Genomic DNA, 25,499 nt, shown 5'->3' on the forward strand with positions numbered 1-25,499 from the left:
TTTCGCGTGGCTGGAGAAGAACAGGCGGTTGTGGAAGAACTGCGAGAGACGGCTCAACACCAGCCTGCAGTTCATCCACTTGGCGTTCTTGGCTCTACTGCTCAAAAGACTTTGAACAGGCTCTTAGTCCCTGCGGCGGTCGACCCCCATGGCCGCGTAGTAGCGCGCCTTCTCGGCATACATGGCCTGGTCCGCGCGGTGCACGGCGGCCTCGATCTGCTCGCCCGACTGCGCGATCGCCACGCCCATGGACAGGCTCAGGGCCTGGCCCGGGTAGAACTGGTTGTTGAGCTCCAGCAGGCTGCCGATGCGGTCCACCATGGCCTGGGCGCCGCGCGCGTCGGTCATGGGCATGAGCACGCAGAACTCGTCGCCGCCGATGCGCGCGGCGCAGATCGGGGCATCCACGGCCTTGGCCAGCACCTCGCCCACGCGGCGCAGCATGGCGTCGCCCGCGGTGTGGCCCTGCTCGTCGTTGATGGCCTTCAGGCCGTTGAGGTCGATGGCGACCACGGCCACCGGCCAGGGCCCCTTGCGCGCGAGGCGGCTCATCTCCTCCACGTAGTAGGCGCGGTTGCGCAGGCCGGTGAGCACGTCGTGCTTGCCCAGGTACTCCAGATAGGCCTCGGCCTTCTTGCGCGCCGTGATGTCCACCAGCGACAGCAGCACCATGCCCCAGTCGTGGCGGCGCTCCTCGAGCACCGCGAACTGCATGTGGATGTAGACCGGCTCGCCGGCGAGGCTGTAGTTGACCACCTCGCGCTGCTGGAACAGCTTGCCGTCCCACAGGTCGATCAGCTGCTCGGCGAACGAGTCGTGCATCTCGCCGCGGAACACGCGGTCGATGCCGGCCAGCAGGGCCTGCTTGCTGTCGGCGCCGAACATGGCCAGGGTGAGATGGTTGACGTCGAGCACGCGGATCTCGCGCATGCAGCGCTGCACGAAATCGGGGTGCACCTTCAGGAAGGTCCTGAAGTCGCGTATGCCCTGTGCACGCACCTCGTCGAGCAGGCGCTTGACGGCACTGAAGTCCTCGACCCACAGCGACACGGGCGAATGCTCGAACAGCCCGCGCGCATATTCCTCGCTGCGCTGCAGGCGGAGGCGCGACTGCACCTGCTCGGTCACATCCTCCAGCGACACCAGCACCCGGCTCCAGCACTGCTCGTAGCCGGGCAGTATGCGGCCACGGATGCGCACGTCCAGGCGCCGCCCGTCGAGCGCGTAGTTGACGGTCTGGTTGGAAAACTCGGGCGCGCCGCTCCACAGCTGCTGCACCTCGGCGATGGCGCTTTCGTACATGTCGTCGCGGAACACCCGGTCCAGCGACGCCTCCAGCGTGGCCTGGTCGGGCGCGGCGAACAGCTCCAGCGTGCGCCGGTTCACGCGCAGCAGCCGGATGCTGGCGCCGTAGGCCTGCATGCACTCCCGGTTGTCGCGCAGATGGGCCGCCACGTCGACGACACCCTGGTCGCGCCATTGCATGAGCAGCCGGCGCACGCCGCTGTAGTCCTCCAGCCAGAGCGAGACGGGGGCAATCTCGAACATGTGTTCGAAGTCGGCATTCGAAGAAACGGGTGACGGCATGCACTTCTCCAGGTGCGGGGAATTATCGACACATGCAGGGCCGCCTCGACACAAAAAAAAGCCAGCCTCGGCGACGGGGCTGGCTCTGGGCGCTCGCGTGCGGTACGGCGCGGGTGCAATCAGCGGTCGCCGCGCGGCGCCGGGCGCTTGCGCGCATCGTGCGGCGTGAAGGGCTTGCCGGCCCCCTGGGGCTTGGCGAAGCCGCCCCGGGCGAACTCCGCCTTGCGGCCAAAGTCGCCGCGCGGGGCCGCGCCCTCGCCGCGGCCAAAGCGGGACGCTTCACCAAAACGGGACGTTTCGCCAAAACGGGGCGTTTCGCCGAAGCCGCTCTTGCGGCCATAGCCGTCGCCATCGCGGCGGCCGCCGTAGCCGGCGCGCTCGCCACGCCCGCCACGGTCGGCAAAGCCTGCGCGGTCGCCGAAACCACCCCGGTCGCCGAAACCACCCCGGTCGCCGAAGCCTGCGCGATCACCGAAGCCACCGCGATCGCCATGGCCACGGCCGCCACCGCCAAAGCGCTGGTCCCGCCCACGACCGCCCTCGCGGCCCCTGCCGCCAAAGTCGGGGCGGCCCTGCGGGAAGCGCTGGGTGGGCTCCAGGCCCGCCACCACCTCGGCCTTGAACGCCTGGTGGCTGTAGCCCTCGATGTCGAAGATCTTGCGGCGGTCGCGGAACTCGGCGAAGGTCACGGCCAGGCCGTCGCGGCCGGCGCGGCCCGTGCGGCCGATGCGGTGGGTGTAGTCCTCGGCCTTCATGGGCAGGCCGAAGTTGAACACATGGGTGATGCTGGGCACGTCGATGCCGCGCGCGGCCACGTCGGTGGCCACCAGGATCTGTACCTGGCCGTTGCGCAGCGCCATCAGGCGGCGGTTGCGCAGGCCCTGGCTCAGGGCGCCGTGCAGGGCAACGGCGCTGAAGCCGTCCTGCTGCAGGTCCTGCGCCAGGCCGTCGCATTCCACCTGGGTGCTGGCGAACACGATGGCCTGGCCGATCGAGGCGTCGCGCAGCCAGTGGTCCAGCAGCTTGCGCTTGTGCTGGGCGTTGTCGGCCCAGTACAGCATCTGCTTGATGTTGGCGTGCTTTTCCTGCGGCGTGTCGATCTGGATCTTCTTCACGCTGGCACCGCCCTCGTGCATCACGCGCATGGCCAGCTGCTGGATGCGGGGCGCGAAGGTGGCGCTGAACATCATGGTCTGCTTGCGCTGGGCCGTCAGTTCGTTGATCTCGGCCAGGTCGTCGGAGAAACCCAGGTCCAGCATGCGGTCGGCCTCGTCGACCACCAGGAACTGCACCTGGTCGAGCTTGATCTGCATGGAGCGCTGCAGGTCCAGCAGGCGCCCCGGCGTGGCGACGACCAGGTTGGCGTTCTGCAGCTTGGCGATCTGCAGCTGGTAGGGCATGCCGCCCACCACGTTGGCAATGCGCAGGCCCTTGCAATGCTTGACCAGCTCGATGGCGTCGTGCGCCACCTGCTGCGCCAGCTCGCGCGTGGGGCACAGCACCAGGGCGCCGGGTGTGGCGGCCTTGAAGTTGCGCGCCTGCATGGGGTTCTTGCGCTTGGGACGCTTCGGGGGAGCCTCGCCACGCGCGGCGGCTTCAAGAGCAGCACGTTCGAATTCGGCGCGCGCGGCGGCCTCGGCCTCGGCCTGCTGCCGGATCAGCGTGTGCAGCACGGGCAGCAGGAAGGCCGCGGTCTTGCCGCTGCCGGTCTGGCTGGAGACCATCAGGTCGATGAAGCGGCCCGCCTCGTCGGCCGCGCCCATGGCCAGGGGAATGGCCTTTTCCTGCACGGCCGTGGGCTGGGTGTAGCCCAGGTCGGCCACGGCCTGCACCAGTTCGGGCGCCAGGCCCAGGCGCACGAAGCCTTCGGGCAGCGCGGCCGCCGGGTTGGAAGAAGACAAGGAGGAATCGGCAGGCGCGCAATCGCCCTGCACCAGCATATGTTCAGTCATGGTTTGCTCACACGAAGACGGCCGCAGGCGCTACCTGGGCAGGCTTCGCTCGATGGTTACAAAACATCAACCATCAAACGAAACCGGAGGCCGCAGCGGACGGCCTGGGTGGGCAATGGATGCAAGGCGCCGCGTATTTCAGACTACGCTGGCGTGCTGTGCCCGGTGTGTGAAGGGAGATGCACAAAAAAATTGCACCGCCTCGTGACGGTGCAAGCTGCGCATTATGGCACGGCTGGGGTTTTCCCGCAAGCCGTGCACATCGCTCAGTAGCTCGCCAAGGGCTTGGCCTTGCCGCCCTCGAAGGTCATGACGACCACGGGCGCCTTCACGCGGTTGCCCTTGTCGTCGTACGCGTACTCGCCCATCACGCCCTTGTAGGCGTGCTGGTGCATGTAGGCGCCGACCTTGTTGACGTCGGTCGAGCCGCTTTTCTGCATGGCTTCGCCGATGTTCATGACCTGGTCGTAATAGAACGGGCCATACACGTCGGGCGCCTGGTTGAAGCGCTTCTTGAACTTGTCCTGGAAGGCGCGGGCAGCGGTGTCGCTGTCCATCAGCATGCCGGCATAGGCGCAGTAGACCACGCCGTTGACCGCGTCGGCACCCAGCTTGGGCATCTCGGGGCTGCACAGCGTGTCGCCGCCCAGCAGCTTGGCGTTGATGCCCAGCTGCTTGATCTGGCGCGCCATGGGCGCGGCCTGCGGGGCGTAGCCGCCGTAGAAGATAGCCTCGGGCTGCTTGGCCTTGATGTTGGTGAGGATGGCCATGAAGTCGGTGGCCTTGTCGGTGGTGAACTCGCGGCCCGCCACGGTCATGCCGAGCTTCTGCGCCTCCTTGGCGAACTCGTCGGCCAGGCCCTGGCCGAAGGCCGTGCGGTCGTCGATCACGGCGACCTTCTTGGCCTTGAGCACGTTGGCGGCGTAGGTGGCCATGCTGGCGCCGGCCTGCACGTCGCTGGCGACGATGCGGAACAGGTTCTTGTAGCCCGCCTGCGTGATCTTGGGGTTGGTGCCCACGGTGGACACCAGCACGCCGCCCTTGTCGTACTCGCGCGAGGCGGGGATCGTCACGCCCGAGCAGTACGGCCCCATCACGTAGCGCACGCCGGAATCGACGAACTTCTGCGCCACGGCCACGCCGGTCTTGGCGTCGCACTGGTCGTCCTCGGACACCAGCTCGAACTTCAGCGTCTTGCCGCCCACGCTGATCTTGCGCGCGTTCAGCTCCTCGATGGCCAGGCGCACGCCGTTGTCGTTGTCGCGGCCCGCGAAGGTGTTGGGGCCCGACAGGGGGCCGCTGTGGCCGATCTTGACGACCTGCTCCTGGGCCAGGGCGCCGGCGGCGCACGCCAGGGCCGCGGCGGCCACGAGGGTGGATTTCAGGGTGGGGTATTGCATGGCGGATGTTCCGGTTGAGACTGCGCAAGGAATGCCCCGGGATGCCGGGTCGGTCGCCCTGGCCCCGAGGGCGGGAAGTCTGGGTACAGACAGCGGCGGATTATCTCCCCGCGGAACAGGCTCTTACAACGCCAGCAGGTGCTGGCGGTAATGCACCAGTTCGTCGATGGATTCGTGCACGTCGGCCAGGGCCGTGTGGCGCTGCGCCTTCTTGAAGGAGTCGTAGGCCTCGGGCTTCCAGCGCTTGGCCAGTTCCTTGAGCGTGCTCACGTCCACGTTGCGGTAGTGGAAGAACGCCTCCAGCCTGGGCATGTACTTGACGAGGAAGCGCCGGTCCTGGCCGATGCTGTTGCCGCACATGGGCACCTTGCCCTTGGGCACGTAGCGCGACAGGAAGTCGATGATCTGCCGCTCGGCATCGGCCTCGGTGAGTGTGGAGGCGCGCACCTTGTCGATGAGGCCGCTCCTGCCGTGCGTGCCCTTGTTCCAGGCATCCATGGCGTCGAGCACGGCGTCGCTCTGGTGGATGACGAGCACCGGGCCTTCGACGCGCGGCTCCAGGCCCGGGCCGGTGACGACCACGGCGATCTCCAGCAGGCGTTCGGTTTCGGGGTTGAGTCCGCTCATTTCGCAGTCGAGCCAGACGAGGTTCTGGTCGGATTTGGCAAGTACGGGAGCATTGGGGTTGGCAGTTTCGGACATGCCGGAATTGTCGCCGTAAACTTCCGCGTTCATGCCGTCCTCCCCCGCTCCCCTGCTCACGCCATCGACCCTGACGACGCTGGTCTTCGCCACCCTGCTGCTGGCGGGCCTGGCACTGCGCCTGTGGCTGGCCTCGCGCCAGATCCGCCATGTGGCGCGCCGCCGCGGCGCCGTGCCGGCGGCCTTCGCCGGCCGCATCACCCTGGCCGCGCACCAGAAGGCCGCCGACTACACCATCGCCAAGGCGCGCTTCGGCCTGCTGGAGATGGCCCTGGCCACCGCCGTGGTGCTGGGCTGGACGTTGCTGGGCGGGCTGGACGCGCTGAACCAGGCCCTGCTGGCCTGGCTGGGCGGCGGCATGGTGCAGCAGCTGGCGCTGCTGGCCGCCTTCGCGCTCGTCAGCGGCGCCATCGACCTGCCGGCCCAGCTATACCAGACCTTCCGCCTGGAGCAGCGCTTCGGCTTCAACCAGATGACGCCGCGCCTGTGGCTGGCCGACCTGCTCAAGTCCACGCTGCTGGGCGCCGTGATCGGCCTGCCGATCGCCGCGCTCATGCTCTGGCTCATGGGCGCGGCGGGCCGGCTGTGGTGGCTCTGGGCCTGGGGCGCGTGGATGGGCTTCAATCTGCTGCTGATGGTGGTCTTCCCGGTCTTCATCGCGCCGCTGTTCAACAAGTTCCAGCCGCTGGAGGACGAATCCCTCAAGGCGCGCGTGACGGCCCTCATGCAGCGCTGCGGCTTCGCGGCCAAGGGCCTGTTCGTGATGGACGGCAGCCGCAGGAGCGCGCACGCCAACGCCTATTTCACGGGTTTCGGCGCGGCCAAGCGCGTGGTGTTCTACGACACGCTGCTCAAGCAGCTGGCCCCGGGCGAGGTCGAGGCCGTGCTCGCGCACGAGCTGGGCCATTTCAGGCACAAGCACATCGCGCGCCGCCTGGCCGGCATGTTCGCCATCAGCCTGGCGGGCTTCGCGCTGCTGGGCTGGCTGTCGGCGCGCGGCTGGTTCTACACGGGGCTGGGCGTGCAGCCCAACCTGATGCTGCCGGGCGTGCCGGGCTCGGCGCCCAACGACGGCCTGGCGCTGCTGCTGTTCCTGCTGGCCGCGCCCGTGTTCACGCTGTTCCTCACGCCGCTGCTGGCGCGGCTCTCGCGCCGCTACGAATTCCAGGCCGATGCCTACGCCGTGGCCCAGGCCAGCGGGGCGGACCTGGCCTCGGCGCTGCTCAAGCTCTACCAGGACAACGCCTCCACGCTCACGCCCGACCCGGTGTACGCGCGCTTCTACTACTCCCACCCACCTGCCGCGGAGCGCCTGGCGCGCCTGCCCGCGGCCATGCAGCCATGACCTCGATGTTTCCTAGAAAAGACTGGTCCAAGCAGGCCAGGCGCGCGCTGACGGCTACCGAAGTGGTGGCGAAACTGGCCGAACTGCAGGGCTGGACGCTCTGCGGCGATGGCGCCGACGTGGCGATCGAGAAGACCTACCGCTTCGCCGACTACCACGAGACCATGGCCTTCGTGAACGCCGTGGCCTTCATCGCCCACGCCCAGGACCACCACCCCGACCTGTCGGTGCACTACGGCCGCTGCGTGGTGCGCCTGAACACGCACGACGTGGGCGGCATCTCGGCCACCGATATCGACTGCGCCCGGCGCATCGACGCACTGCTCGCGCCATGACCCGGCAGGAAGGCTTGGTCGTCGCCAGCCACGGCCGCCACTGCGTGGTGGAAACGCCCGACGGCGCGCGCCGCATCTGCCACCCGCGCGGCAAGAAAAGCCAGGCCGTGGTGGGTGACCGCGTGCTGTGGCAAGCCACGCAGGGCGACGAGGGCACCATCGAGAAGGTGCAAGAGCGCCGCAACCTGTTCTACCGCCAGGACGAGATCCGCACCAAGTCCTTCGCCGCCAACATCGACCAGGTGCTGGTGCTGATCGCGGCCGAGCCCGTGTTCTCCGAAAGCCAGCTCGCGCGCGCACTGATCGCCGCCGAGGCCGCCGGCATCGCGCCGCTGATCGCGCTCAACAAGAGCGACCTGGTCGCCCCCTTCGCGCGCGCATGGCAGCGCCTGCTGCCCTACCGCCACATGGCGGGCAGTGCGGGGCCGGACAGCCGCCACTACGGCGTGCTGCCGCTGTCGCTCGCCCAGTCGGGCGAGGTGGACCGCGCCGCGCTGCTGCGGCACCTGCAGGGCAAGGCCACGCTGGTGCTGGGCCCCTCGGGCGCGGGCAAGAGCACGCTGATCAACCTGCTGGTGCCCGGCGCCGCGGCGCAGACGGGCGAGATCTCGCAGGCGCTCAACTCAGGCAAGCACACCACCACAAGCACCGCGTGGTACTGGGTGGACGCGGCGCGCACCACCGCGCTCATCGATTCGCCGGGCTTCCAGGAATTCGGCCTGCGCCACCTCGCGCCCACAGACCTTGCGCGCTGCATGCCCGACATCGGCGCGCACGCGGACAAATGCAGGTTCTACAACTGCACCCACCTGCACGAGCCTGGGTGCATGGTGCGGGAACAGGTCGAGACAGCGGAAAACCCAGGCACGATAAGTGCCAGCCGCTACAAGATATATAGTGAACTATTCGCGGAGTTGAGCCAAGCGCCGCGCTACTGATGGCAGAGGTACTGTGATGGCGCGATCCGCCCCGATATTGTCCTTCCGTCCACGCCTGCTGGACTCGCTGCGCGGCTACGACCGCGCCCGCTTCGTGCAGGACTTCGGCGCGGGCCTCACGGTCGCCGTCGTCGCGCTGCCGCTGGCGATGGCCTTCGCCATCGCATCGGGTCTGCCGCCCGAGGCCGGGCTGTTCACCGCGATCATCGCGGGCTTCCTGGTCTCGGCGCTGGGCGGCAGCCAGGTGCAGATCGGCGGGCCTGCGGGGGCGTTCATCGTCATCGTCTACGGCATCGTGCAGCAGTACGGCGTCGCCAATCTCATCATCGCCACCGCGCTGTCGGGCGTGCTGCTGTTCCTGATGGGCGTGCTGCAGCTCGGAACGCTGGTGCGCTTCATCCCGGTCGCGGTCGTCATCGGCTTCACCAACGGCATCGCGGTGCTGATCGCGCTGTCGCAGGTCAAGGACTTCCTGGGCCTGCAGATCGACAAGATGCCGGGCGACTTCTTCGGCATGCTCGGCGCGCTGCACCAGCACCTGTCGAGCATCAACCCCTGGGCCACCGGCGTGGCCGCGGCGTCTCTGGCGGTGGTCGTGGGCTGGCAGCGCTGGCTGCCCGCATGGCGGCACCCCTGGGCCGGCGCGCTCTCGCGCGTGCCCGGCTCCATCGTCGCGCTGGTGCTGGCGACCGCCGTGGTCGCCCTGTCCGGCATGCCGGTCGAGACCATCGGCAGCCGCTTCGGCGGCATTCCGGCCGGGCTGCCCGCGTTCACGCTGCCCGATTTCAGCTGGGAATCGGCGCGCCATCTGCTGATGCCGACGATCACGCTGGCACTATTGGGTGCGATCGAGTCGCTGCTGTGCGCCCGCGTGGCCGACGGCATGGTGGGCGACCGCCACGACCCGAACCAGGAGCTGATGGCGCAGGGCATCGCCAACTTCGTCACGCCGTTCTTCGGCGGCATGCCCGCCACCGGCACCATCGCGCGCACGGTGACCAACGTGAAAAGCGGTGCCACCAGCCCCGTCGCCGGCATGGCCCATGCGCTGGTGCTGCTGCTGGTGATGCTGGCGGCCGCTCCGCTGGCCGCGTCGATCCCGCTGGCCACGCTGGCGGCGATCCTGATGTTCGTCGCCTGGAACATGGGCGAGTGGCGCGAGTTCGCGCGGCTCAAGACCTACCGCCTGCCCTACCGCGTGACGCTGGTGTCCGTGTTCCTGCTGACGGTGGTCTTCGACCTGACGGTGGCGGTGGAGTTCGGCATCTTCGCCGCCTGCCTGACCTTCATCTACCGCATCTCCAGCCTGTCGCGGGCCGAGCGCATCGGCGCCACCGACCTGCCCGTGCTGGACGGGCACGGCGAGCGCGTGCAGGTCTGGCGCCTGTATGGCGCACTCTTCTTCGGCGCCACCAAGCTGCTCGAGGCCATGGAAGACCATCTGCCCGCCCATGCCCTGGTGCTGGACCTGAAGAACGTGATCTACGTCGATTCGACCGGCGCCGAGGCGCTGGAGAACCTGGCCCACGCCTGCACCGCACATGGCGTGCGCCTGATCGTCTCGGGCCTGATGGGCCAGCCGCTCGACATCACGCGCCGCACCGGGCTGTACGAGCGGCTGCGGGCCGACCTGCAGCCCGACGTGGCCAGCGCGGCGGCGGCCGCGGTGGCGGGAACGTGAGCGCGGCAGCCACGGAACCGCCCGCGGCGCCCGCACCAGCGCATCGTTTCAGCCGAGCAGCCGCGCCATGGAAAGCAGCGCCAGCAGCAGCATCCACACCACCACCGAGCGCCACACCAGCCCCACCACGCTGCGCAGGTGGCCCACCTCGGGCTCGCGGCCGGGGGTGCTGACGCTGTCGCCGATGTCGGCGTCCACCTCCAGCCCCTGGGGCGCGGCCGCATCGCCGCGGCTGCGCAGCGCCTCGCCTCCCAGGCGCACGTTGATGGCGCCGGCGGTGGCGGCCAGCACCACGCCGTCGTTGTCGTTGGGAAAGCGCTGGGCGTGGAAGCGCCAGCCCTCGATGGCTTCCTCGAAGCTGCCGACGACCGCGAAGCTCAGGGCCGTCAGGCGCGCGGGCAGCCAGTCGATCACGGTCCAGGCGCGCTCCGATGCGCGCTGCAGCGACGGGCTGGGCGGATGGGACGTAACCACGCGCGAGCGCGGCCCCCAGTAGCGCGAGACGAACTCGGCCAGCCGGTACAGCACCGCGCCGGTCGGCCCCAGGCCCAGCGCCGCGAGCACCGAATACCACGCCAGCACGCCGAACACGTGGCGGTGCGCCGCGATCACCGAATACTCGAGCACATGGCGCACGATCTCGCTGCGCGGCAGTTCGCTCGCGTCCACCTGCCTCCAGCGCGCCAGGCGCGCGCGCGCCTCGGCCGCGTCGCCATCCTCCAGCGCGTCGCGTATGCCCGTGAAATGGTGGCTGAACTGGCGAAAGCCCAGCGTGATGTAGAGCACGGCCACGCTCCACGCCAGCGCCAGCGGCCAGCCGATGAAGTGCAGCAGCGCCCAGTGCACGGCCAGCACGAAGAGCGGGGGCACCAGCACGGCCAGCGCCCACGCGACCCAGCCATGCTGCGTCTGGCCGGCGTCGAAATTGCGGCTCACCGACAGCGCCCAGGCGCGCAGGCCGGCATGGATGGGGTTGCTGCGGGCCAGCGGGCGCGCCTGCTCGATCAGCAAGGCGAACAGGATGGCGAAGAAACTCATGGCCGCAATGATAGCGGCGCTTGTTACAGGGCCGCCGCCATTGCGCTCACGCTGCCATGAAGCGGTAGAAGTTGCGCAGCATGGCTGCAGTCGCGCCCCAGATGTAGCGCTGCCGGTCGCCGTCCTGGTAAGGCATGGCGAACCACTCGCGCCGCAGTCCCTGCCACTCGAACGCATGGCGCTCGTGGTGCGCGGGGTCGAGCAGGAAGGCCAGCGGCACCTCGAACACGTCGGCCACCTCGTGGGGGTTGGGCTGCAGCGCAAAGCCCGGCTGCACCAGCCCCACCACCGGCGTGACGATGAAGGAGGAGCCCGTCACGTAGATGGGCAGGCTGCCCAGCACCTCGACCCGGCTGGACTCCAGCCCCACTTCCTCGTGCGCCTCGCGCAGGGCGGTGGCGGCGGCATCCAGGTCCTCGGGATCGGTGCGCCCGCCGGGGAAGGCGACCTGGCCCTTGTGCGTGGAGAGATGGTCCGTGCGTTCGGTCAGCAGCACCGTGGGCCGCTCGCGCAGCACGATGGGCAGGAGCACGGCGGCATGCGCGGGCTTGCGCTCGACGAACTTTCTCTCGCGCACGATCTCCGGGTTCCAGGGCGGCGGAGCAGCGAAGCGCCGGCGCAGCGCATCGGGGCTTTGCGCCGCGGGCGGCACGGCCGGCAGATGGCCGTCCACCCCCACCAGGGGCACGGCGCGCGGGTCGAAGTCGGGCAGCGAGGACAGCGACGACATGACGGTCGCCGCATCGATGCCGGAAGGATGGAAGGAGCTCACGGATGGGGCAAATAAAAAACCGCTACAGGCTTGCGCACTGTAGCGGTTTCGCGGCGTGGCGTGATTACGCTGCGTCTGCAGCCGCCACCACCTTGACGCGGGACGGCAGCTTTTCCTTGATGCGCGCCGACTTGCCGCTGCGCTCGCGCAGGTAGTACAGCTTGGCGCGGCGCACGTCGCCACGGCGCTTGACTTCGATCTTGGCGATCAGCGGGCTGTAGGTCTGGAACGTGCGCTCCACGCCTTCGCCGCTGGAGATCTTGCGCACGGTGAAGCCGCTGTTGAGGCCACGGTTGCGCTTGGCGATCACCACGCCTTCGTAGGCCTGCACGCGCTTGCGGGTGCCTTCCACCACGTTCACGCTCACGATGACGGTGTCGCCAGGCGCGAATTCGGGGATGGCCTTGTTCAGGCGGGCGATTTCTTCCTGCTCGAGGACTTGAATCAGATTCATGGTTGGGTTTCCAGCGATCATGTCCGCGCCAGGATTGGCAGGGCGCCCCTATTGGCGCCTCATGGCTACTGTGGTTGCATGCACCCGTAGCGGCCGGCCAGAGGATCGAGAACCGATAATTATAGCAAGCCCTGGCTTCGCGCCAAGAGCTCTTCGTCCGCGCGCGTGATCTGGCCGCGCGCGCGCGCGGCCGCCAGCAGGTCCGGGCGGTGGCGCGCCGTGACGAGGAGGCTCTGGTCGCGGCGCCAGCGCTCGATCTGCGCATGGTGGCCCGACAGCAGGGGCGCGGGCACGCCGCGGCCCTGCCATTGCTCGGGCCGGGTGTAGTGGGGGCAGTCCAGCAGGCCGTCGAGCGCCGGGTTGAAGCTGTCGAGCTGGTGGCTGCCCTCGTCGTGCAGCACGCCCGGCTGCAGGCGCGCCACGGCGTCGAGCAGGGCCATGGCCGCGATCTCGCCGCCCGAGAGCACGAAGTCCCCCAGGCTGATCTGCACGTCGACATGGGCGTCGATGAAGCGCTGGTCCACGCCCTCGTAGCGCCCGCACAGCAGGACGGCGCCCGCGCCGGCGGACCAGCCCTGCACCGCCGCGTGGTCCAGCCTGCGGCCCATGGGCGAGAACAGCACCAGCGGCGCCTGCGCGCCCTCGGCCCGGTCGGCGCGGATCGCCGCCAGGCAGCGCGCCAGGGGCTCAGCCATCATGACCATGCCCGGGCCGCCGCCGAAGGGACGGTCGTCCACGCGGCGGTAGTTGCCCTCGGCATGGTCGCGCGGGTTCCACAGGTGGACTTGAACCTGCCCGGAGGCATAGGCGCGCCGCGTCACGCCGCAGGCGAGGAACGGCGCGAACAGCTCTGGGAACAGGGTGATGACGTCGAAGCGCATGGCGCGTTCAGTAGTCAGGCTGCCAGTCCACGGTGATGCGGCGCCCCGCCAGATCGACCTTGTCCACGTAGGCGGACACGAAGGGGACCATGCGCTCGCGCGGCTTGCCCTCGTGCTCGTAGGACAGAACCAGCGTGGTCTGCGGGCCGGTGGGCAGCAGCTCGCTCACCGTGCCGAGCGCAACGCCCTCGCGGTTGACCACGGCCAGGCCGATGAGGTCCACCCAGTAGTACTCGTCGTCGGACGTGGCGGGAAAGCTCTCGCGCGGCACGAAGATGCGCGCGCCGCGCAGCGCCTCGGCCGCGTCGCGGTCATCCACGCCATGGGCCCAGGCCACGACCGCGTCGGAATGCGTGCGCGCCTGGCGGATGGGCAGCAGCACGGTGCCGGAAAAGAAGCTCTTGCCACCCTTCTGCGCCGGCTGCAGGAACCAGGACCTGGCGGCCAGCATCGCCTCGGGGTCGCTGCTGTAGGGCAGCACCTTGAACCAGCCCTTCACGCCCCAGGCGTCGGCGATGCGGCCCACCTCCACGGCGTCGGAAGGCAGTTCGGCAGGTTCCAGGGCGGGAGGCTGGGGCATGGCAGTGGCGGGGCGATGGGTGTCGGGCACGAAAAAAGGCGGGGTCCGTCAGCTGCACCAACGGAGCCCGCCCTTTTCGGGAGTGTGGACGGATCAGGCGGCCAGCTTGGCGGCGGCTTGCTTGACCAGGCGGTCCACGGTGGGGGAGCTTTGCGCGCCCACGCTCTTCCAGTACGTCAGGCGGTCCTGGGCGATGCGCAGGCTCTCTTCGCCGCCCTTGGCAGAGGGGTTGTAGAAGCCCAGGCGCTCGATGAAGCGGCCGTCGCGGCGCACGCGCTTGTCGGCGACGACGATGTTGAAGAACGGACGGCCCTTGGAGCCGCCGCGGGAGAGTCGAATCACGACCATAATGAATCCTTCGGGTGGTCGCAGCGGATGCTGCATTCGTTTTTGCGGCGTTTGAGACACGCGACTTGGCCACCCGGCCAGCGACACGCAGCAAAGCCGGCGATTATACCCATATCCATGCAAATGCCTACGATACGCGCCAGCCGGGACGACGACCTGGCCGCCATCACCGCCATCTACGCCCACCACGTGCTGCACGGCACGGGCACCTTCGAGATCGATCCGCCCGGCATCCAGGACATGGCCGCGCGCCGCGCCGACGTGCTGGCCCGGGGCCTGCCCTACCTGGTGGCCGAGGAAGGCGGGCGGGTAGCGGGCTTTGCCTACTGCAACTGGTTCAAGCCCCGGCCGGCCTACCGCTACTCGGCCGAGGATTCGATCTACGTGGCCGACCAGGCGCGCGGCCGGGGGCTGGGCCACCTGCTGCTCGATGCGCTGGCGGCGCAGGCGCAGGCCGCGGGGGTGCGCAAGCTCCTGGCCGTGATCGGCGACTCGGCCAACGCCGGCTCCATCGCCGTGCACCGCGCCGCCGGCTTCACCGAAGTGGGCGTGATGCGCTCCGTGGGCTGGAAGTTCGGGGCCTGGCGCGACATCGTGCTCATGGAAAAACCCCTGGGCGCGGGCGATACCACCGCGCCCGAGTGACAATCCCCGCCATGAAGAACAAGACCATCGCCGCTTGGCTCGCCTTCCTGGGCGGCCCTCTGGGACTGCACCGCTTCTATCTGTACGGCTTTGGCGACATGCTCGGCTGGCTGCTGCCCGTGCCGACGGCGCTGGGGCTGTACGGCATCGAGCGCGTGCAGCAATGGGGGCAGGACGACCAGCTCAGCTGGATGCTGATCCCGCTGCTGGGCTTCACCATCGCCGGCTGCGCGCTGTGCGCCATCGTCTACGGGCTGATGCCCCCCGAGAAGTGGAACGCCCGCTTCAACAAGGCCGCAGCCCCCGACGCCCCGCCCGGCCGGACCAACTGGTTCACGGTGTTCGCCGTCACCGTGTCGCTGCTCGTGGGCGCGGCCGTGCTGCTGGCGAGCATCGCGTTCAGCCTCCAGCGCTACTTTGAATACCAGGTCGAGGAGGCGCGCAAGATTTCGCAATGAAATCGGGCTCTGGCGCCCGCCCTGCAAGCGCCACCAGCTATCTTTCCGATAGCACTCAGAAAAGCTGCAGGCTGATCCAGTACGCGACGGCGGCCACAAAGGCGCTGGCCGGTATGGTCAGGATCCAGGCCCAGACGATGTTGCCCGCCACGCCCCAGCGCACGGCGCTGGCGCGCTGGGTGGAACCCACGCCCACGATGGCGCCGGTGATGGTGTGGGTGGTGGAGACCGGCACGCCGAGCATGGTGGCGAAGAACAGCGTCAGCGCCCCGCCCGATTCGGCGCAAAAGCCCCCCACGGGCTTGAGCTTGGTGATCTTCTGGCCCATGGTCTTGACGATGCGCCAGCCGCCGAACATGGTGCCCAGGCCGATGGCCGCGTAGCACGAGACGATGGTCCAGATGGGCGGCGAGGTGTCGCTGGCCGAGGCGTAGCCCGTGGCGATCAGCAGCAGCCAGATGATGCCGATGGTCTTCTGCGCGTCGTTGCCGCCATGGCCCAGGCTGTAGGCGCCCGCGGAGACGAGCTGCAGGCGGCGGAACCACTTGTCCACCTTGCTGGGGCGCGTGCGCCTGAACAGCCAGGCCACGCACACCATCATCAGCGAGCCCAGCACGAAGCCCAGGATGGGCGAGATGAAGATGAAGGCCACCGTCTTGAAGATGCCGCTGGCCACCAGGGCGCCCGAGCCGGACTTGGCCACCACCGAGCCGACGATGCCGCCGATGAGGGCATGCGACGAGCTGCTGGGGATGCCGTAGTACCAGGTGATGACGTTCCAGGTGATCGCCCCCACCAGCGCGCCGAAGACGACGTGGGTGTCCACCACTCCGGGATCGGCGATGCCCTTGCCCACGGTGGCGGCCACGCTCAGGTGGAAGATGAAGATGGCGACGAAATTGAAAAAGGCCGCGAAGACGACGGCCTGCGTGGGCTTGAGCACCCCCGTGGAGACCACAGTGGCGATCGAGTTGGCCGCGTCATGAAACCCGTTCATGAAGTCGAACAGGATGGCCAGGGCCACCAGCACGACCACGACCCACAGGGCGGTTTGTACCGTTTCCATGGTGAGACTTTGAGCGAGGCTCAGGAATTCTCGAGGATCACGCCCTCGATCAGGTTGGCCACGTCCTCGCACTTGTCGGTGATGGTCTCCAGCAGTTCGTAGATGGCCTTGAGCTTGATCAATTCACGCACGTCGGTTTCCTCGCGGAACAGCTTGCTCATGGCGCTGCGCAGCACGCGGTCGGCATCGCCCTCCAGGCGGTCGATCTCCTCGCAGGTCTTGAGCGCGGCCTCGGCCACGGCCGGGTCGGCGATGCGCGAGAGCAGCTTCACGGCGTCGCGCACGCGCTCGCAGCACTTGACGCTCAGGTCCGTCAGGCGCGTGATCTCGTCCGTCATGTGGCGGATGTCGTACAGGGCCATGGCCTCGGCCGAGTCCTGTATCAGGTCGGCCACGTCGTCCATGGTGTTGATCAGCGAGTGGATCTGCTCGCGGTCGATGGGCGTGATGAAGGTCTTGTGCAGCGCGCGGTTGACCTCGTGCGTCACGCGGTCCGCGGCACGCTCGGCGTTGTCCACGTCCTGGTTGTACTGGTCGCGCAGGTGGGTGTCGCCGTAATTGGCCACCAGCTGCGAAAAAGCCCGCGCGGCTTCGACGATACGGTCTGCATGCTGGTTGAACATCTCGAAAAAATTGCCCTCGCGGGGCAACAGCTTTCCAAACAACATGTCGACTCCTGATCGAACCTTCGCGCGCAATACGATGCAGAGTTGATCATCGCGTGACAAATGCGTGACAAATCTGCGAGAGCCGGGAGTTTAACCGCCGCCCGGGGGGCTCCCGGAATCTCGGTGCAAACCCTGATTGCCGTCAGATTTTTCCTACATTCCGCCATCGCCTGAACCCACACGATGCCCGGAACGGCCGCCGTAGATTGAAGCGTGGCCTCCGTCATACAGGCCACACGAGGAGGGCAGCATGCAATCCACACTCCGCTTTCTGCTGTGCGCGGCGGTGCTCGGCGGCGGCGCCACCGCCGGCCTGGCGCAGATGCGCGCGGCCCAGCCCGACCCGTCCCTGCTGCCGGGCGTGCCCCGCGGCTACGTGGGCCTGAGCGGCGGCATCTCGAAGTACGACCTGCGCAACGGCACCGGCGGCTTCATCTTCGACGACAGCGACACGGCCATCAGGCTGTACACGGGCGCCTACTTCCACCCCAACCTGGGGCTGGAGCTGGGCTACCTGGACCTGGGCAAGGCGCGCCGCATCGGCGGCACCACCACCGCCCGCGGCCTGAACCTGAGCCTGGTGGGGCGCCTGCCCCTGGGCACGCAGCTCGATCTGCTGGGCAAGGTGGGCACGATCTACGGGCGCACGAACACGCACGGCTTCGGCGGCTTCGGCGTGCAGCCGGGCAAGGGCGACGGCTTCGGCCTGTCCTACGGCGCGGGGCTGCGCTGGGCGTTCACGCCGCAATGGTCGGCCGTGCTGGAGTGGGAGCGCTACCGCCTGCACTTCGCCGACGGCAAGTCCGACGTGGACACGACCACGCTGGGCGTGCAGTACAGCTATTGAGCGGCCGCCTCGCCCCGTGGAGCGCGCGGCTCAGGCCCCGCGGAAGATGAAGTACACCGCGCCCACCAGGCACAGCCCCGCCCAGAGGTAGTCCCACTTGAGCGGCTCGTTCATGTAGAACGCCGCGAACGGCACGAACACGGTGAGCGTGACCACCTCCTGCATGATCTTGAGCTGCCCCACGCTGAACTGCGCATGGCCTATGCGGTTGGCCGGCACCTGCAGCAGGTATTCGAACAGCGCGATGCCCCAGCTCGCCAGCGCCGCCATGTACCACGGCGCCGTGGCCAGGTTGCGCAAATGGCCGTACCAGGCGAAGGTCATAAAGACGTTGCTGGCCGCCAGCAGCAGGACGGTCTGCAGCGGGACGGGCAGGGATTGCAGGGTGTGCAGCATGGCCGGGATTATGAGCCAGATCGGGCGCAAACGCCCGCCAGGCAAGCGCTACACGCTACACAAAGAGAAGCACCGCACCAAGCGGCGGCGCCTCATTCGCCCAGATAGGCGGCGCGCACGCGCGGGTCGGACAGCAGTTCCTGCCCCGCGCCCGCCATGGTGACGAGGCCGGACTCCATGACGTAGCCGCGGTCGGCGATCGCCAGCGCGCGGCTGGCGTTCTGCTCCACGAGCACGATGGTCACGCCGAGGGCATACACGTCGCGCACCACCTCGAAGATCTTGTCCACCATGATGGGCGACAGGCCCATGGAGGGCTCGTCGAGCAGCAGCACCTTGGGCTGGCTCATGAGCGCGCGGCCCATGGCCAGCATCTGCTGCTCGCCGCCGGACATGGTGCCCGCGAGCTGGTCGCGGCGCTCGCGCAGGCGCGGGAAGATGGTGAACATCTTCTCGACGTCGGCCGCGATGCCGGCCTTGTCGTTGCGCGTGTAGGCGCCCATGAGCAGGTTCTCGGTGATGGTCATGCGCGCGAACACGCCGCGGCCTTCCGGCACCATCACCAACCCTTCCTTGACCAGGTCCCAGGCGCCCCGGCCCCTGATGCTCTTGCCCAGGTATTCGATGTCCCCGTCGACGAAGCTCAGCGTGCCGGTGATGGCCTTCATGGTGGTGGTCTTGCCCGCGCCGTTGGAGCCGATGAGCGACACCAGCTCGCCCTCGCGCACCTCGAAGTCGATGCCCTTGACGGCCTGGATGCCGCCGTAGGCCACCTTCAGGCCCTTGATCTGCAGCAGGACTTTGTTGGATTTCTCGGCCATGGTTCAGTGTCCTCCGGTGCCCAGGTAGGCCTCGATCACTTTTTCGTTCTTCTGCACCTCGGCGGGCGTGCCTTCGGCGATCTGCTTGCCGTAGTCGAGCACCGTCACGCGGTCGCACAGGCCCATCACCAGCTTCACGTCGTGCTCGATGAGCAGGATGGTGCGGTCGTCGTTGCGGATGCGGTCGATCAGCTCGCGCAGCTGCACCTTCTCGGTGGCGTTCATGCCGGCCGCGGGCTCGTCCAGCGCGATGAGCTGCGGGTCGGTGGCCAGGGCCCGCGCGATCTCCAGGCGGCGCTGGTCGCCGTAGGACAGGGTGCGCGCCTTGTAGTCGGCGAACCTGCCTATGCCCACGTAGTCGAGCAGCTCCTGCGCGCGGCGGCGGATGGCCGCCTCCTCGTCCCTGAACCCCTTGGTGCGGAACACCGCGCCGAACAGCCCCGAATGGGTACGGATGTGGCGGCCCACCATCACGTTCTCCAGAGCCGTCATGTCAGCGAAGAGCCGGATGTTCTGGAACGTGCGCGCGATGCCCGCCTTGGCCACCTTGTGCACCGCCGTGGGCTCGTAAGGCCGGCCCGCGAGCTCGAACGTGCCCGAGTCCGGCGTGTACAGCCCGGTGATGACGTTGAAGAACGTCGTCTTGCCCGCGCCGTTGGGCCCGATCAGGCCGTAGACCTGGCCGCGCCCTATGGTGATGCCCACGTCCGACAGGGCCTGCAGGCCGCCGAAGCGCTTGGAGATGCCCGCGACCTTCAGCACCGCTTCTTTCGATGTATCTGCCATGTTGTTGCTCTGCCGGTGGTGTCAGGACTTCCGGGCCAGGCTCTTGCCATGCTCGGGCGAAGGCCACAGGCCGCGCGGGCGCAGCAGCATCACGATGATCATGGCCAGCGCGATCAGCAGCTGGCGCAGGATGGACGCGTCCAGGCGGCCGTCCGTCATGGCCTGCAGCGGCCCCGCCACGTAGCGCAGCACCTCGGGCAGCGCCGACAGCAGCACGGCGCCCAGGATCACGCCGGGAATGTGGCCCAGGCCGCCCAGCACCACCATGGCCACGATCATCACGGACTCCATGAGGCTGAACGACTCGGGCGAGACGAAGCCCTGGAACGCGCCGAACATGGCCCCCGCCACGCCGCCGAACGAGGCGCCCATGCCGAAGGCCAGCAGCTTCATGTTGCGCGTGTTGATGCCCATGGCCTTGGCGGCGATCTCGTCCTCGCGGATGGCCATCCAGGCGCGGCCTATGCGCGAGTCCTGCAGGCGGTAGCAGATGACGATGGTAAGCAGCACCAGCGCCAGGAACAGGTAGTAGTAGAGCGTGACGGAATTGATGTCGTAGCCGAACAGCTCCAGGCGCCGCCCCAGGTCCAGCCCGAAGACCTTGACCGAGTCGATCTGCCCCAGGCCCTTGGGGCCGTTGGTGAGGTTGACCGGGTGGTCCAGGTTATTCATGAAGATGCGGATGATCTCGCCGAAGCCCAGCGTCACGATGGCCAGGTAGTCGCCGCGCAGCTTGAGCACCGGAATGCCCAGCAGCACTCCGGTCGCCGCCGCCAGCACCAGCGCCAGCGGGATCACCGCCCACAGCGACAGGTGCATGCCATCGGGGAAATGCTGCGCGAACCAGGCGAAGTTCTCCGTGAGGTGGGGCGAGGCCAGCAGGCCGAACATGTAGGCGCCCACGGCGTAGAAGGCCACGTAGCCCAGGTCCAGCAGGCCCGCGTAGCCCACCACGATGTTCAGGCCCAGCGCCAGCATCACGTAGAGCAGCGCCAGGTCGGCGATGCGCACCCAGGCATTGCCGAAGTACTGCAGCACCAGGGGCAGCACGAGCAGCGCGACGGCGCCCGCGATCCATTGGATCTTGTTGTTCTTCATGGCGGTGTCTCCCCTGTCAGGCGCGGTCGGCCACGCGCTCGCCGAGCAGGCCCGAGGGGCGCAGCGTAAGCACGATGATGAGCACGACGAACGCGAAGATGTCGGTGTAGTGGCTGCCCAGCACGCCGCCCGTGAGCACGCCGATGTAGCCCGAGCCGATGGCCTCGATGAGCCCCAGCAAGAGGCCGCCCACCACGGCGCCCGCCAGGTTGCCGATGCCGCCGAACACCGCCGCCGTGAAGGCCTTGAGGCCCGGCAGGAAGCCCATGGTGTGCTGCGCCGTGCCGTAGTTGGATGCGTACATGATGCCGGCGATGGCCGCCAGCACCGCGCCGATGATGAAGGTGGCGGAGATCACCATGTCGGGCTTGACGCCCATGAGCGCCGCCACGCGCGGGTTCTCGGCCGTGGCGCGCATGGCGCGGCCCAGGCGCGTGTAGCTCACCAGGTAGACCATGGAGGCCAGCGCCACCACCGTCACGCCCAGGATCAGGATCTGCGTGGTGGTGATGACCGCGCCGCCGACCTGGAAGGGCGCGGCCGGCAGCAGCGTGGGATAGGGCTTGTAGTTGGGCTTCCACACGATCATGGCCAGCGTCTGCAGCAGGATGGACATGCCGATGGCGGTGATCAGGGGCGCCAGCCGCGGGCTGTTGCGCAGCGGCCGGTAGGCGACCTTCTCGATGGCGAAATTGAGGGTGGCGGCCACCACACAGGCGACCAGCGTGGCCAGCAGCAGCATGAGCCAGCCGGGGGCGCCGGGCATTGCGTCCTGCATCAGGCCGATGCAGCTCCAGCTGGTCAGCGCCCCGATCATGAGCACCTCCCCGTGGGCGAAGTTGATGAGCTGGATGATGCCGTACACCATGGTGTAGCCCAGGGCTATCAAGGCGTACATGCTGCCCAGGACCAGACCGTTGATGATCTGCTGCAGCAAAATGTCCATAAGAGAAGTCCTTTGTATCGACGTGCTCGGTCAGCAGGCACCGCCAATCGGTGCAGCCTTGTGGGCCCGTCTGCCATCTAGCAAAAAACCCGCCAGGCAAGGGTTTGGGCGGGTTTGGTAGGAAATTCTGTCACGGGAAAAGCCCGGCCCATGGCGCGCCGGGGCGGGGTTTTCCCTTGCTTTGAGCGGACCGGCGTCAGTCTGGCGCGGGCGGGGCATCCGCCGCCGCATTGCGCGCGCGCAACTCTTCGAGCTTCTGGCCGATCTTGATTTCGAGCCCGCGCGGCACGGGCGCGTAGAAGCCCGGCGGCTCCATGCCCTCGGGCAGGTAGCTCTCGCCGGCGGCGAAGCCCCCCTCCTCGTCGTGCGCGTAGCGGTAGCCCTTGCCGTAGTCCAGCTCCTTCATGAGTTTGGTGGGCGCGTTGCGCAGGTGCATGGGCACGGGGCGGGTGCCGTCCTGCTTCACGAAGGCGCGCGCCTTGTTGTAGGCCATGTAGCCCGCGTTGCTCTTGGGCGCCACGGCCAGGTACAGCACGGCCTGGGCCAGGGCCAGTTCGCCCTCGGGGCTGCCCAGGCGCTCGTAGGTCTGCGCGGCCTCATTGCAGATCTGCATGGCGCGCGGGTCGGCCAGGCCGATGTCCTCCCACGCCATGCGCACGATGCGCCGCGCCATGTAGCGCGGGTCGGCCCCGCCGTCGAGCATGCGCACCAGCCAGTACAGCGCCGCATCGGGGTCGCTGCCGCGCACCGACTTGTGCAGCGCGCTGATGGTGTCGTAGAACTGCTCGCCGCCCTTGTCGTAGCGACGCATGCGCTCGCCCAGCACCTGCAGCAGCCAGGCGTCGGTGATCGTCTCCACCTTGGCCTGCTCAGCGGTGACGGAGAGCGTCTCCAGCGTGTTGAGCAGGCGCCGCGCGTCGCCGTCGGCGTAGGCGATGAGGCGCTCCAGCGCTTCGTTTTCGATAGCTGGAAGCGCTTGTATATCCTGCGCCCGGACCACGATCTGCTTCAAATCGTCGGCGGTGAGCGGCTGCAGCACGTAGACCGCCGCGCGCGAGAGCAGCGCGGAGTTCACCTCGAACGAGGGGTTCTCGGTGGTGGCGCCCACGAAGGTGAACAGCCCGCTCTCCACGTGCGGCAGGAAGGCGTCCTGCTGGCTCTTGTTGAAGCGGTGCACTTCATCGACGAACACGATGGTGCGCTGCTGCATCAAGCCGCCCGCCGCACTCTCGGCCAGCTGCACCGCGTCGCGGATGTCCTTCACGCCGCCCAGCACCGCGCTGATGCTGATGAACTGCGCGTCGAACGCCTCGGCCATCAGCCGCGCGATGGTGGTCTTGCCCACGCCCGGCGGCCCCCACAGGATGCAGCTGTGCGGCCGGCCCGACTCGAACGCCAGGCGCAGCGGCATACCGGGGCCCAGCACATGCTGCTGGCCGACCACCTCGCCCAGCGTGCGCGGACGCAGGCGCTCGGCCAGGGGTTGGTGGGTGGATGCGGCAGGCTTCATGATGACCACGATGGTAGCGGGTTGGCACAATGGCCCGGCCATGATGACACCCGCCAACGAACCGCTTGCGGCCCTGCTCGGCCGCGTGCGCGCCTGCACCATCTGCGCCGCCCACCTGCCGCTGGGCCCGCGCCCGGTGCTGCAGGCCGGGGCCGGCGCGCGCATCCTGATCGCCGGCCAGGCGCCGGGGCGCAAGGTGCACGCCAGCGGCATTCCCTTCGACGACGCCAGCGGCGCGCGCCTGCGCGCCTGGCTGGGCCTGAGCCCCGAGCAGTTCTACGACCCGGAGCTCGTGGCCATCCTGCCGATGGGCTTTTGCTACCCCGGCCCGGGCCCATCGGGCGACGCGCCGCCGCGCCCCGAATGCCCGCCCGCCTGGCGCGCCCGGCTGCTGGAGCGGCTGCCGCACATCGCCCTGACCGTGGTGCTGGGCCAGTACGCGCTGGCCTGGCATCTGCCCCAGTCCCCGCGCCAGGTGACCCGGGCGGTGCAGGACTGGCAGCGGCACTGGCCCCACACCGTGGTGCTGCCCCACCCCAGCCCGCGCAACAACGGCTGGCTGGCGCGCCACCCCTGGTTCGAGGCCGAACTGCTGCCGCAGGTGCGCGCGCGGGTGGCGGAGGTGCTGGCGGGCTGATCCCATGTGACGCTGCCGATACGATAGCGGCCATGTCCCTGCCGCCCTCGCCCCCTGCCCCGCCCGACTGGCGCATGCTGCTGCGCATGACGCGCCCGGGCTCCCTTCTGCTCACCGTGGCGGCCTGCCTGCTGGGCATGGCGTTCGCGCTGGCCTGCGGCTGCGGCTTCGATCCGCTGCGCGCCGCCGCCACGCTGGCGCTGGCCGTGGCGGCCCATGCCGGGGCGAACGTGCTCAACGACTACCACGATGCGCTGAGCGGCGCCGACGCCGCCAACCAGGAAGGACTGTTCCCGTTCTCCGGCGGCTCGCGCCTGATCCAGCAGGGCCGGGTCAGCGCGGCGGACACCGCCCGCTGGGCCGCCGTGCTGCTGCTCCTGCTGGTGCCCGCCGGGCTGCTGCTGGCGCTGCACAGCGGCGGCGGGCTGGTGCTGATCGGCATGGCGGGCCTGTTCCTGGCCTGGGCCTATTCCGCGCCGCCGCTGGCGCTGATGGCGCGCGGCCTGGGCGAGGTGGCCGTGGCGCTGGCCTGGTGGCTGGTGGTGCTGGGGGCGGACTACGTGCAGCGGCGCCAGTTCTTCGTCATCCCGGCCGCCACCGCCGCCAGTTTCGCGCTGCTGGCGGCCAACATCCTGCTGGCCAACGGCTTTCCCGATGCCGCCGCCGATGCCCGGGTGGGCAAGCGGACCCTGGTGGTGCGCCTGGGCGCGCGCCGCGCCGCCTGGGCCTACCTGCTCATCGCCCTGCTCGCCCATGGCTGGCTGGCACTTGCGGTGTGGCTCTTGATCCCGCCCGCCAGGGCGCTGTGGGGGCTGGCGTCGCTGCCGCTGTCTCTTGCCGCCGGCGCCCTGCTGCTGCGCCACGCCGGCCAGCCGCAGCGGTTGCGCCCGGCCATCGTGCTGACGATCGCCGCCGCGCTGGTGCATGCGCTGGCGATTGCCGCGGCGCTAGCGTCGATGGCCCGGTAGGCAAGCCCTATGGCCGCAGCACGTCGGCCCCGGCGGGCGGCTTGAACTGGAAGGTGCCGGCGGGCAGCGTGGGGTTGATCTGCATGCCCGAGAAGCGGATCTGCGAGCGCTGGCCGAAGCCGTCCACGATGTCCAGCGCCACCAGCCGGTCGCCCTCGAAGCCCACGCGCACGCTCTTGAGCTGGCCTTCGCTGGCCTTCGGGCTGGCCAGCACCCACTGCAGGCCGTCCTGCTCGGGCGCGGACTGCAGCTGGTAGTCGGCGCGCAGCGCTTCCAGGTCGGGCGCTGAGGTGAGCAGCGCCGCGGGCGTGCTGCCCAGCGCCTGGGCCTGCGGGCGCTCCGTCACCTGGTTCAGGTCGGCGTCGTACAGCCACAGCGTCTTTCCGTCGGCCACGATGGTCTGCTCGAAGGGTTTCTTGTAGACGAACTTGAAGCGCCCCGGGCGCTGGAACTCGAAGCTGCCGCTCGACAGCTTGGGCCGCGGCGCCTGCCCGTCCTTCGCGGGCGCGGTCACCGTCTGCGTGAAGTCGGCCCGGCCGCTGTGCGCGGTGGCCATGAATTGTTCAAGGCTTTTCAGGCCGTCAGCGCTTGCCCACTGGGCGCTTGCAGCTATCAATATCGCAGCAATCGGTTTTTTCAT

The 25,499-nt window shown here is 68.8% G+C and carries 28 protein-coding genes and 1 pseudogene; 10 read left to right on the forward strand and 19 right to left on the reverse strand.

The window, feature by feature from the left end:
- Nucleotides 1-115, forward strand: a pseudogene (locus tag ACX12L_RS06910) (IS5/IS1182 family transposase); the annotation flags it as partial.
- Nucleotides 116-123: 8 nt separating this feature from the next.
- Here the strand turns inward: ACX12L_RS06910 and ACX12L_RS06915 are convergent.
- The 4 genes from ACX12L_RS06915 to orn form a co-directional block, all read right to left on the reverse strand.
- Nucleotides 124-1,587 carry a sensor domain-containing diguanylate cyclase gene (locus ACX12L_RS06915; protein ID WP_459261941.1) on the reverse strand — a complete coding sequence of 488 codons (1,464 nt, stop codon included), beginning with the start codon at nt 1,585-1,587 and terminating at the stop codon, nt 124-126.
- A gap of 119 nt (nt 1,588-1,706) precedes the next feature.
- A complete protein-coding gene (locus ACX12L_RS06920) occupies nt 1,707-3,539 on the reverse strand; it encodes a DEAD/DEAH box helicase (protein WP_459261942.1) in 1,833 nt (610 codons plus the stop codon).
- A gap of 266 nt (nt 3,540-3,805) precedes the next feature.
- Nucleotides 3,806-4,939: a branched-chain amino acid ABC transporter substrate-binding protein gene (locus ACX12L_RS06925; RefSeq protein ID WP_459261943.1), complete on the reverse strand. Its 1,134-nt coding sequence runs from the start codon at nt 4,937-4,939 to the stop codon at nt 3,806-3,808.
- A 123-nt stretch (nt 4,940-5,062) separates the two neighbouring features.
- The gene (gene orn / locus ACX12L_RS06930) at nt 5,063-5,641 is read right to left on the reverse strand and encodes an oligoribonuclease (protein ID WP_459262125.1); all 579 of its coding nucleotides are present in this window, start codon (nt 5,639-5,641) and stop codon (nt 5,063-5,065) included.
- Nucleotides 5,642-5,672: 31 nt separating this feature from the next.
- Between orn and ACX12L_RS06935 the strand changes: the two genes are divergently transcribed.
- Genes ACX12L_RS06935 through ACX12L_RS06950 form a run of 4 tightly spaced genes read left to right on the forward strand, consistent with a single transcriptional unit; the run spans nt 5,673 to nt 9,940 of the window.
- Nucleotides 5,673-6,986 (forward strand): M48 family metallopeptidase, encoded by a 1,314-nt coding sequence (locus ACX12L_RS06935; RefSeq protein ID WP_459261944.1) that lies wholly within the window; start codon nt 5,673-5,675, stop codon nt 6,984-6,986.
- A complete protein-coding gene (locus ACX12L_RS06940; protein WP_459261945.1) occupies nt 6,983-7,321 on the forward strand; it encodes a 4a-hydroxytetrahydrobiopterin dehydratase in 339 nt (112 codons plus the stop codon). The genes ACX12L_RS06935 and ACX12L_RS06940 overlap by 4 nt, the downstream gene beginning before the upstream one ends.
- Nucleotides 7,318-8,259 (forward strand): ribosome small subunit-dependent GTPase A, encoded by a 942-nt coding sequence (gene rsgA / locus ACX12L_RS06945; RefSeq protein ID WP_459261946.1) that lies wholly within the window; start codon nt 7,318-7,320, stop codon nt 8,257-8,259. The genes ACX12L_RS06940 and rsgA overlap by 4 nt, the downstream gene beginning before the upstream one ends.
- Before the next feature lie 16 nt (nt 8,260-8,275).
- Nucleotides 8,276-9,940: a SulP family inorganic anion transporter gene (locus ACX12L_RS06950; RefSeq protein WP_459261947.1), complete on the forward strand. Its 1,665-nt coding sequence runs from the start codon at nt 8,276-8,278 to the stop codon at nt 9,938-9,940.
- A 48-nt stretch (nt 9,941-9,988) separates the two neighbouring features.
- Here ACX12L_RS06950 and ACX12L_RS06955 read toward each other — a convergent pair whose 3' ends face one another.
- From ACX12L_RS06955 to rpsP, 6 genes are all read right to left on the reverse strand, one after another.
- Nucleotides 9,989-10,978, reverse strand: coding sequence for a CobD/CbiB family protein (locus tag ACX12L_RS06955; RefSeq protein ID WP_459261948.1), 990 nt, complete (start codon nt 10,976-10,978; stop codon nt 9,989-9,991).
- A 46-nt stretch (nt 10,979-11,024) separates the two neighbouring features.
- Complete coding sequence (locus ACX12L_RS06960) at nt 11,025-11,708, reverse strand: CoA pyrophosphatase (protein ID WP_459262126.1); 684 nt, start codon at nt 11,706-11,708, stop codon at nt 11,025-11,027.
- 106 nt (nt 11,709-11,814) lie between these two features.
- A complete protein-coding gene (gene rplS, locus ACX12L_RS06965; RefSeq protein ID WP_459261949.1) occupies nt 11,815-12,204 on the reverse strand; it encodes a 50S ribosomal protein L19 in 390 nt (129 codons plus the stop codon).
- Between the two features lie 119 nt (nt 12,205-12,323).
- Nucleotides 12,324-13,085 carry a tRNA (guanosine(37)-N1)-methyltransferase TrmD gene (trmD, locus tag ACX12L_RS06970; protein WP_459261950.1) on the reverse strand — a complete coding sequence of 254 codons (762 nt, stop codon included), beginning with the start codon at nt 13,083-13,085 and terminating at the stop codon, nt 12,324-12,326.
- Between the two features lie 7 nt (nt 13,086-13,092).
- Nucleotides 13,093-13,665 carry a ribosome maturation factor RimM gene (rimM, locus tag ACX12L_RS06975; protein WP_459261951.1) on the reverse strand — a complete coding sequence of 191 codons (573 nt, stop codon included), beginning with the start codon at nt 13,663-13,665 and terminating at the stop codon, nt 13,093-13,095.
- Between the two features lie 93 nt (nt 13,666-13,758).
- Entirely contained in the window at nt 13,759-14,013 is a 255-nt protein-coding gene (rpsP, locus tag ACX12L_RS06980; RefSeq protein ID WP_459261952.1) for a 30S ribosomal protein S16, read from the reverse strand.
- A 123-nt stretch (nt 14,014-14,136) separates the two neighbouring features.
- Here rpsP and ACX12L_RS06985 point away from each other — a divergent pair, with 123 nt between their 5' ends.
- Together ACX12L_RS06985 and ACX12L_RS06990 are read left to right on the forward strand one after the other, a co-directional pair.
- Complete coding sequence (locus ACX12L_RS06985) at nt 14,137-14,658, forward strand: GNAT family N-acetyltransferase (protein ID WP_459262127.1); 522 nt, start codon at nt 14,137-14,139, stop codon at nt 14,656-14,658.
- A gap of 11 nt (nt 14,659-14,669) precedes the next feature.
- Nucleotides 14,670-15,116: a hypothetical protein gene (locus tag ACX12L_RS06990; protein ID WP_459261953.1), complete on the forward strand. Its 447-nt coding sequence runs from the start codon at nt 14,670-14,672 to the stop codon at nt 15,114-15,116.
- A gap of 55 nt (nt 15,117-15,171) precedes the next feature.
- Here the strand turns inward: ACX12L_RS06990 and ACX12L_RS06995 are convergent, their stop codons facing one another.
- Together ACX12L_RS06995 and ACX12L_RS07000 are read right to left on the reverse strand one after the other, a co-directional pair.
- The gene (locus ACX12L_RS06995; RefSeq protein ID WP_459261954.1) at nt 15,172-16,182 is read right to left on the reverse strand and encodes an inorganic phosphate transporter; all 1,011 of its coding nucleotides are present in this window, start codon (nt 16,180-16,182) and stop codon (nt 15,172-15,174) included.
- A gap of 20 nt (nt 16,183-16,202) precedes the next feature.
- Nucleotides 16,203-16,850, reverse strand: a complete 648-nt coding sequence (locus ACX12L_RS07000) for a DUF47 domain-containing protein (RefSeq protein WP_459261955.1) — start codon at nt 16,848-16,850, stop codon at nt 16,203-16,205.
- 250 nt (nt 16,851-17,100) lie between these two features.
- Here ACX12L_RS07000 and ACX12L_RS07005 point away from each other — a divergent pair, with 250 nt between their 5' ends.
- The gene (locus ACX12L_RS07005; RefSeq protein ID WP_459261956.1) at nt 17,101-17,697 is read left to right on the forward strand and encodes an outer membrane beta-barrel protein; all 597 of its coding nucleotides are present in this window, start codon (nt 17,101-17,103) and stop codon (nt 17,695-17,697) included.
- Nucleotides 17,698-17,727: 30 nt separating this feature from the next.
- Here ACX12L_RS07005 and ACX12L_RS07010 read toward each other — a convergent pair whose 3' ends face one another.
- The 6 genes from ACX12L_RS07010 to ACX12L_RS07035 all read right to left on the reverse strand — a co-directional run bounded on the left by ACX12L_RS07010 (nt 17,728) and on the right by ACX12L_RS07035 (nt 23,254).
- Nucleotides 17,728-18,093 carry a DMT family protein gene (locus ACX12L_RS07010; protein WP_459261957.1) on the reverse strand — a complete coding sequence of 122 codons (366 nt, stop codon included), beginning with the start codon at nt 18,091-18,093 and terminating at the stop codon, nt 17,728-17,730.
- A gap of 92 nt (nt 18,094-18,185) precedes the next feature.
- Nucleotides 18,186-18,914 (reverse strand): ABC transporter ATP-binding protein, encoded by a 729-nt coding sequence (locus tag ACX12L_RS07015; RefSeq protein WP_459261958.1) that lies wholly within the window; start codon nt 18,912-18,914, stop codon nt 18,186-18,188.
- Between the two features lie 3 nt (nt 18,915-18,917).
- Entirely contained in the window at nt 18,918-19,700 is a 783-nt protein-coding gene (locus ACX12L_RS07020) for an ABC transporter ATP-binding protein (RefSeq protein WP_459261959.1), read from the reverse strand.
- A gap of 21 nt (nt 19,701-19,721) precedes the next feature.
- Nucleotides 19,722-20,798 carry an ABC transporter permease subunit gene (locus ACX12L_RS07025; protein ID WP_459261960.1) on the reverse strand — a complete coding sequence of 359 codons (1,077 nt, stop codon included), beginning with the start codon at nt 20,796-20,798 and terminating at the stop codon, nt 19,722-19,724.
- A gap of 16 nt (nt 20,799-20,814) precedes the next feature.
- Nucleotides 20,815-21,744 (reverse strand): branched-chain amino acid ABC transporter permease, encoded by a 930-nt coding sequence (locus ACX12L_RS07030; RefSeq protein ID WP_459261961.1) that lies wholly within the window; start codon nt 21,742-21,744, stop codon nt 20,815-20,817.
- Nucleotides 21,745-21,940: 196 nt separating this feature from the next.
- Nucleotides 21,941-23,254 (reverse strand): replication-associated recombination protein A, encoded by a 1,314-nt coding sequence (locus ACX12L_RS07035; protein ID WP_459261962.1) that lies wholly within the window; start codon nt 23,252-23,254, stop codon nt 21,941-21,943.
- A gap of 40 nt (nt 23,255-23,294) precedes the next feature.
- Between ACX12L_RS07035 and ACX12L_RS07040 the strand changes: the two genes are divergently transcribed.
- Nucleotides 23,295-23,891 (forward strand): uracil-DNA glycosylase family protein, encoded by a 597-nt coding sequence (locus ACX12L_RS07040; protein ID WP_459261963.1) that lies wholly within the window; start codon nt 23,295-23,297, stop codon nt 23,889-23,891.
- A gap of 32 nt (nt 23,892-23,923) precedes the next feature.
- On the forward strand, nt 23,924-24,859 hold the full coding sequence (locus tag ACX12L_RS07045) for a prenyltransferase (RefSeq protein ID WP_459261964.1): 936 nt from the start codon (nt 23,924-23,926) through the stop codon (nt 24,857-24,859).
- 7 nt (nt 24,860-24,866) lie between these two features.
- On the opposite strand, the gene lolA is transcribed toward ACX12L_RS07045, so the two are convergent.
- On the reverse strand, nt 24,867-25,499 hold the full coding sequence (lolA, locus tag ACX12L_RS07050; protein WP_459261965.1) for an outer membrane lipoprotein chaperone LolA: 633 nt from the start codon (nt 25,497-25,499) through the stop codon (nt 24,867-24,869).

This window comes from Alicycliphilus sp. T452 (assembly GCF_054512775.1).

Bases quoted from the DNA above. Each gene is read 5' to 3' on its own strand.
- ACX12L_RS06915 (WP_459261941.1), bottom strand. From the start codon at position 1,587: ATGCCGTCACCCGTTTCTTCGAATGCCGACTTCGAACACATGTTCGAG.
- ACX12L_RS06920 (WP_459261942.1), bottom strand. From the start codon at position 3,539: ATGACTGAACATATGCTGGTGCAGGGCGATTGCGCGCCTGCCGATTCC.
- ACX12L_RS06925 (WP_459261943.1), bottom strand. From the start codon at position 4,939: ATGCAATACCCCACCCTGAAATCCACCCTCGTGGCCGCCGCGGCCCTG.
- orn (WP_459262125.1), bottom strand. From the start codon at position 5,641: ATGTCCGAAACTGCCAACCCCAATGCTCCCGTACTTGCCAAATCCGAC.
- ACX12L_RS06935 (WP_459261944.1), top strand. From the start codon at position 5,673: ATGCCGTCCTCCCCCGCTCCCCTGCTCACGCCATCGACCCTGACGACG.
- ACX12L_RS06940 (WP_459261945.1), top strand. From the start codon at position 6,983: ATGACCTCGATGTTTCCTAGAAAAGACTGGTCCAAGCAGGCCAGGCGC.
- rsgA (WP_459261946.1), top strand. From the start codon at position 7,318: ATGACCCGGCAGGAAGGCTTGGTCGTCGCCAGCCACGGCCGCCACTGC.
- ACX12L_RS06950 (WP_459261947.1), top strand. From the start codon at position 8,276: ATGGCGCGATCCGCCCCGATATTGTCCTTCCGTCCACGCCTGCTGGAC.
- ACX12L_RS06955 (WP_459261948.1), bottom strand. From the start codon at position 10,978: ATGAGTTTCTTCGCCATCCTGTTCGCCTTGCTGATCGAGCAGGCGCGC.
- ACX12L_RS06960 (WP_459262126.1), bottom strand. From the start codon at position 11,708: ATGTCGTCGCTGTCCTCGCTGCCCGACTTCGACCCGCGCGCCGTGCCC.
- rplS (WP_459261949.1), bottom strand. From the start codon at position 12,204: ATGAATCTGATTCAAGTCCTCGAGCAGGAAGAAATCGCCCGCCTGAAC.
- trmD (WP_459261950.1), bottom strand. From the start codon at position 13,085: ATGCGCTTCGACGTCATCACCCTGTTCCCAGAGCTGTTCGCGCCGTTC.
- rimM (WP_459261951.1), bottom strand. From the start codon at position 13,665: ATGCCCCAGCCTCCCGCCCTGGAACCTGCCGAACTGCCTTCCGACGCC.
- rpsP (WP_459261952.1), bottom strand. From the start codon at position 14,013: ATGGTCGTGATTCGACTCTCCCGCGGCGGCTCCAAGGGCCGTCCGTTC.
- ACX12L_RS06985 (WP_459262127.1), top strand. From the start codon at position 14,137: ATGCCTACGATACGCGCCAGCCGGGACGACGACCTGGCCGCCATCACC.
- ACX12L_RS06990 (WP_459261953.1), top strand. From the start codon at position 14,670: ATGAAGAACAAGACCATCGCCGCTTGGCTCGCCTTCCTGGGCGGCCCT.
- ACX12L_RS06995 (WP_459261954.1), bottom strand. From the start codon at position 16,182: ATGGAAACGGTACAAACCGCCCTGTGGGTCGTGGTCGTGCTGGTGGCC.
- ACX12L_RS07000 (WP_459261955.1), bottom strand. From the start codon at position 16,850: ATGTTGTTTGGAAAGCTGTTGCCCCGCGAGGGCAATTTTTTCGAGATG.
- ACX12L_RS07005 (WP_459261956.1), top strand. From the start codon at position 17,101: ATGCAATCCACACTCCGCTTTCTGCTGTGCGCGGCGGTGCTCGGCGGC.
- ACX12L_RS07010 (WP_459261957.1), bottom strand. From the start codon at position 18,093: ATGCTGCACACCCTGCAATCCCTGCCCGTCCCGCTGCAGACCGTCCTG.
- ACX12L_RS07015 (WP_459261958.1), bottom strand. From the start codon at position 18,914: ATGGCCGAGAAATCCAACAAAGTCCTGCTGCAGATCAAGGGCCTGAAG.
- ACX12L_RS07020 (WP_459261959.1), bottom strand. From the start codon at position 19,700: ATGGCAGATACATCGAAAGAAGCGGTGCTGAAGGTCGCGGGCATCTCC.
- ACX12L_RS07025 (WP_459261960.1), bottom strand. From the start codon at position 20,798: ATGAAGAACAACAAGATCCAATGGATCGCGGGCGCCGTCGCGCTGCTC.
- ACX12L_RS07030 (WP_459261961.1), bottom strand. From the start codon at position 21,744: ATGGACATTTTGCTGCAGCAGATCATCAACGGTCTGGTCCTGGGCAGC.
- ACX12L_RS07035 (WP_459261962.1), bottom strand. From the start codon at position 23,254: ATGAAGCCTGCCGCATCCACCCACCAACCCCTGGCCGAGCGCCTGCGT.
- ACX12L_RS07040 (WP_459261963.1), top strand. From the start codon at position 23,295: ATGATGACACCCGCCAACGAACCGCTTGCGGCCCTGCTCGGCCGCGTG.
- ACX12L_RS07045 (WP_459261964.1), top strand. From the start codon at position 23,924: ATGTCCCTGCCGCCCTCGCCCCCTGCCCCGCCCGACTGGCGCATGCTG.
- lolA (WP_459261965.1), bottom strand. From the start codon at position 25,499: ATGAAAAAACCGATTGCTGCGATATTGATAGCTGCAAGCGCCCAGTGG.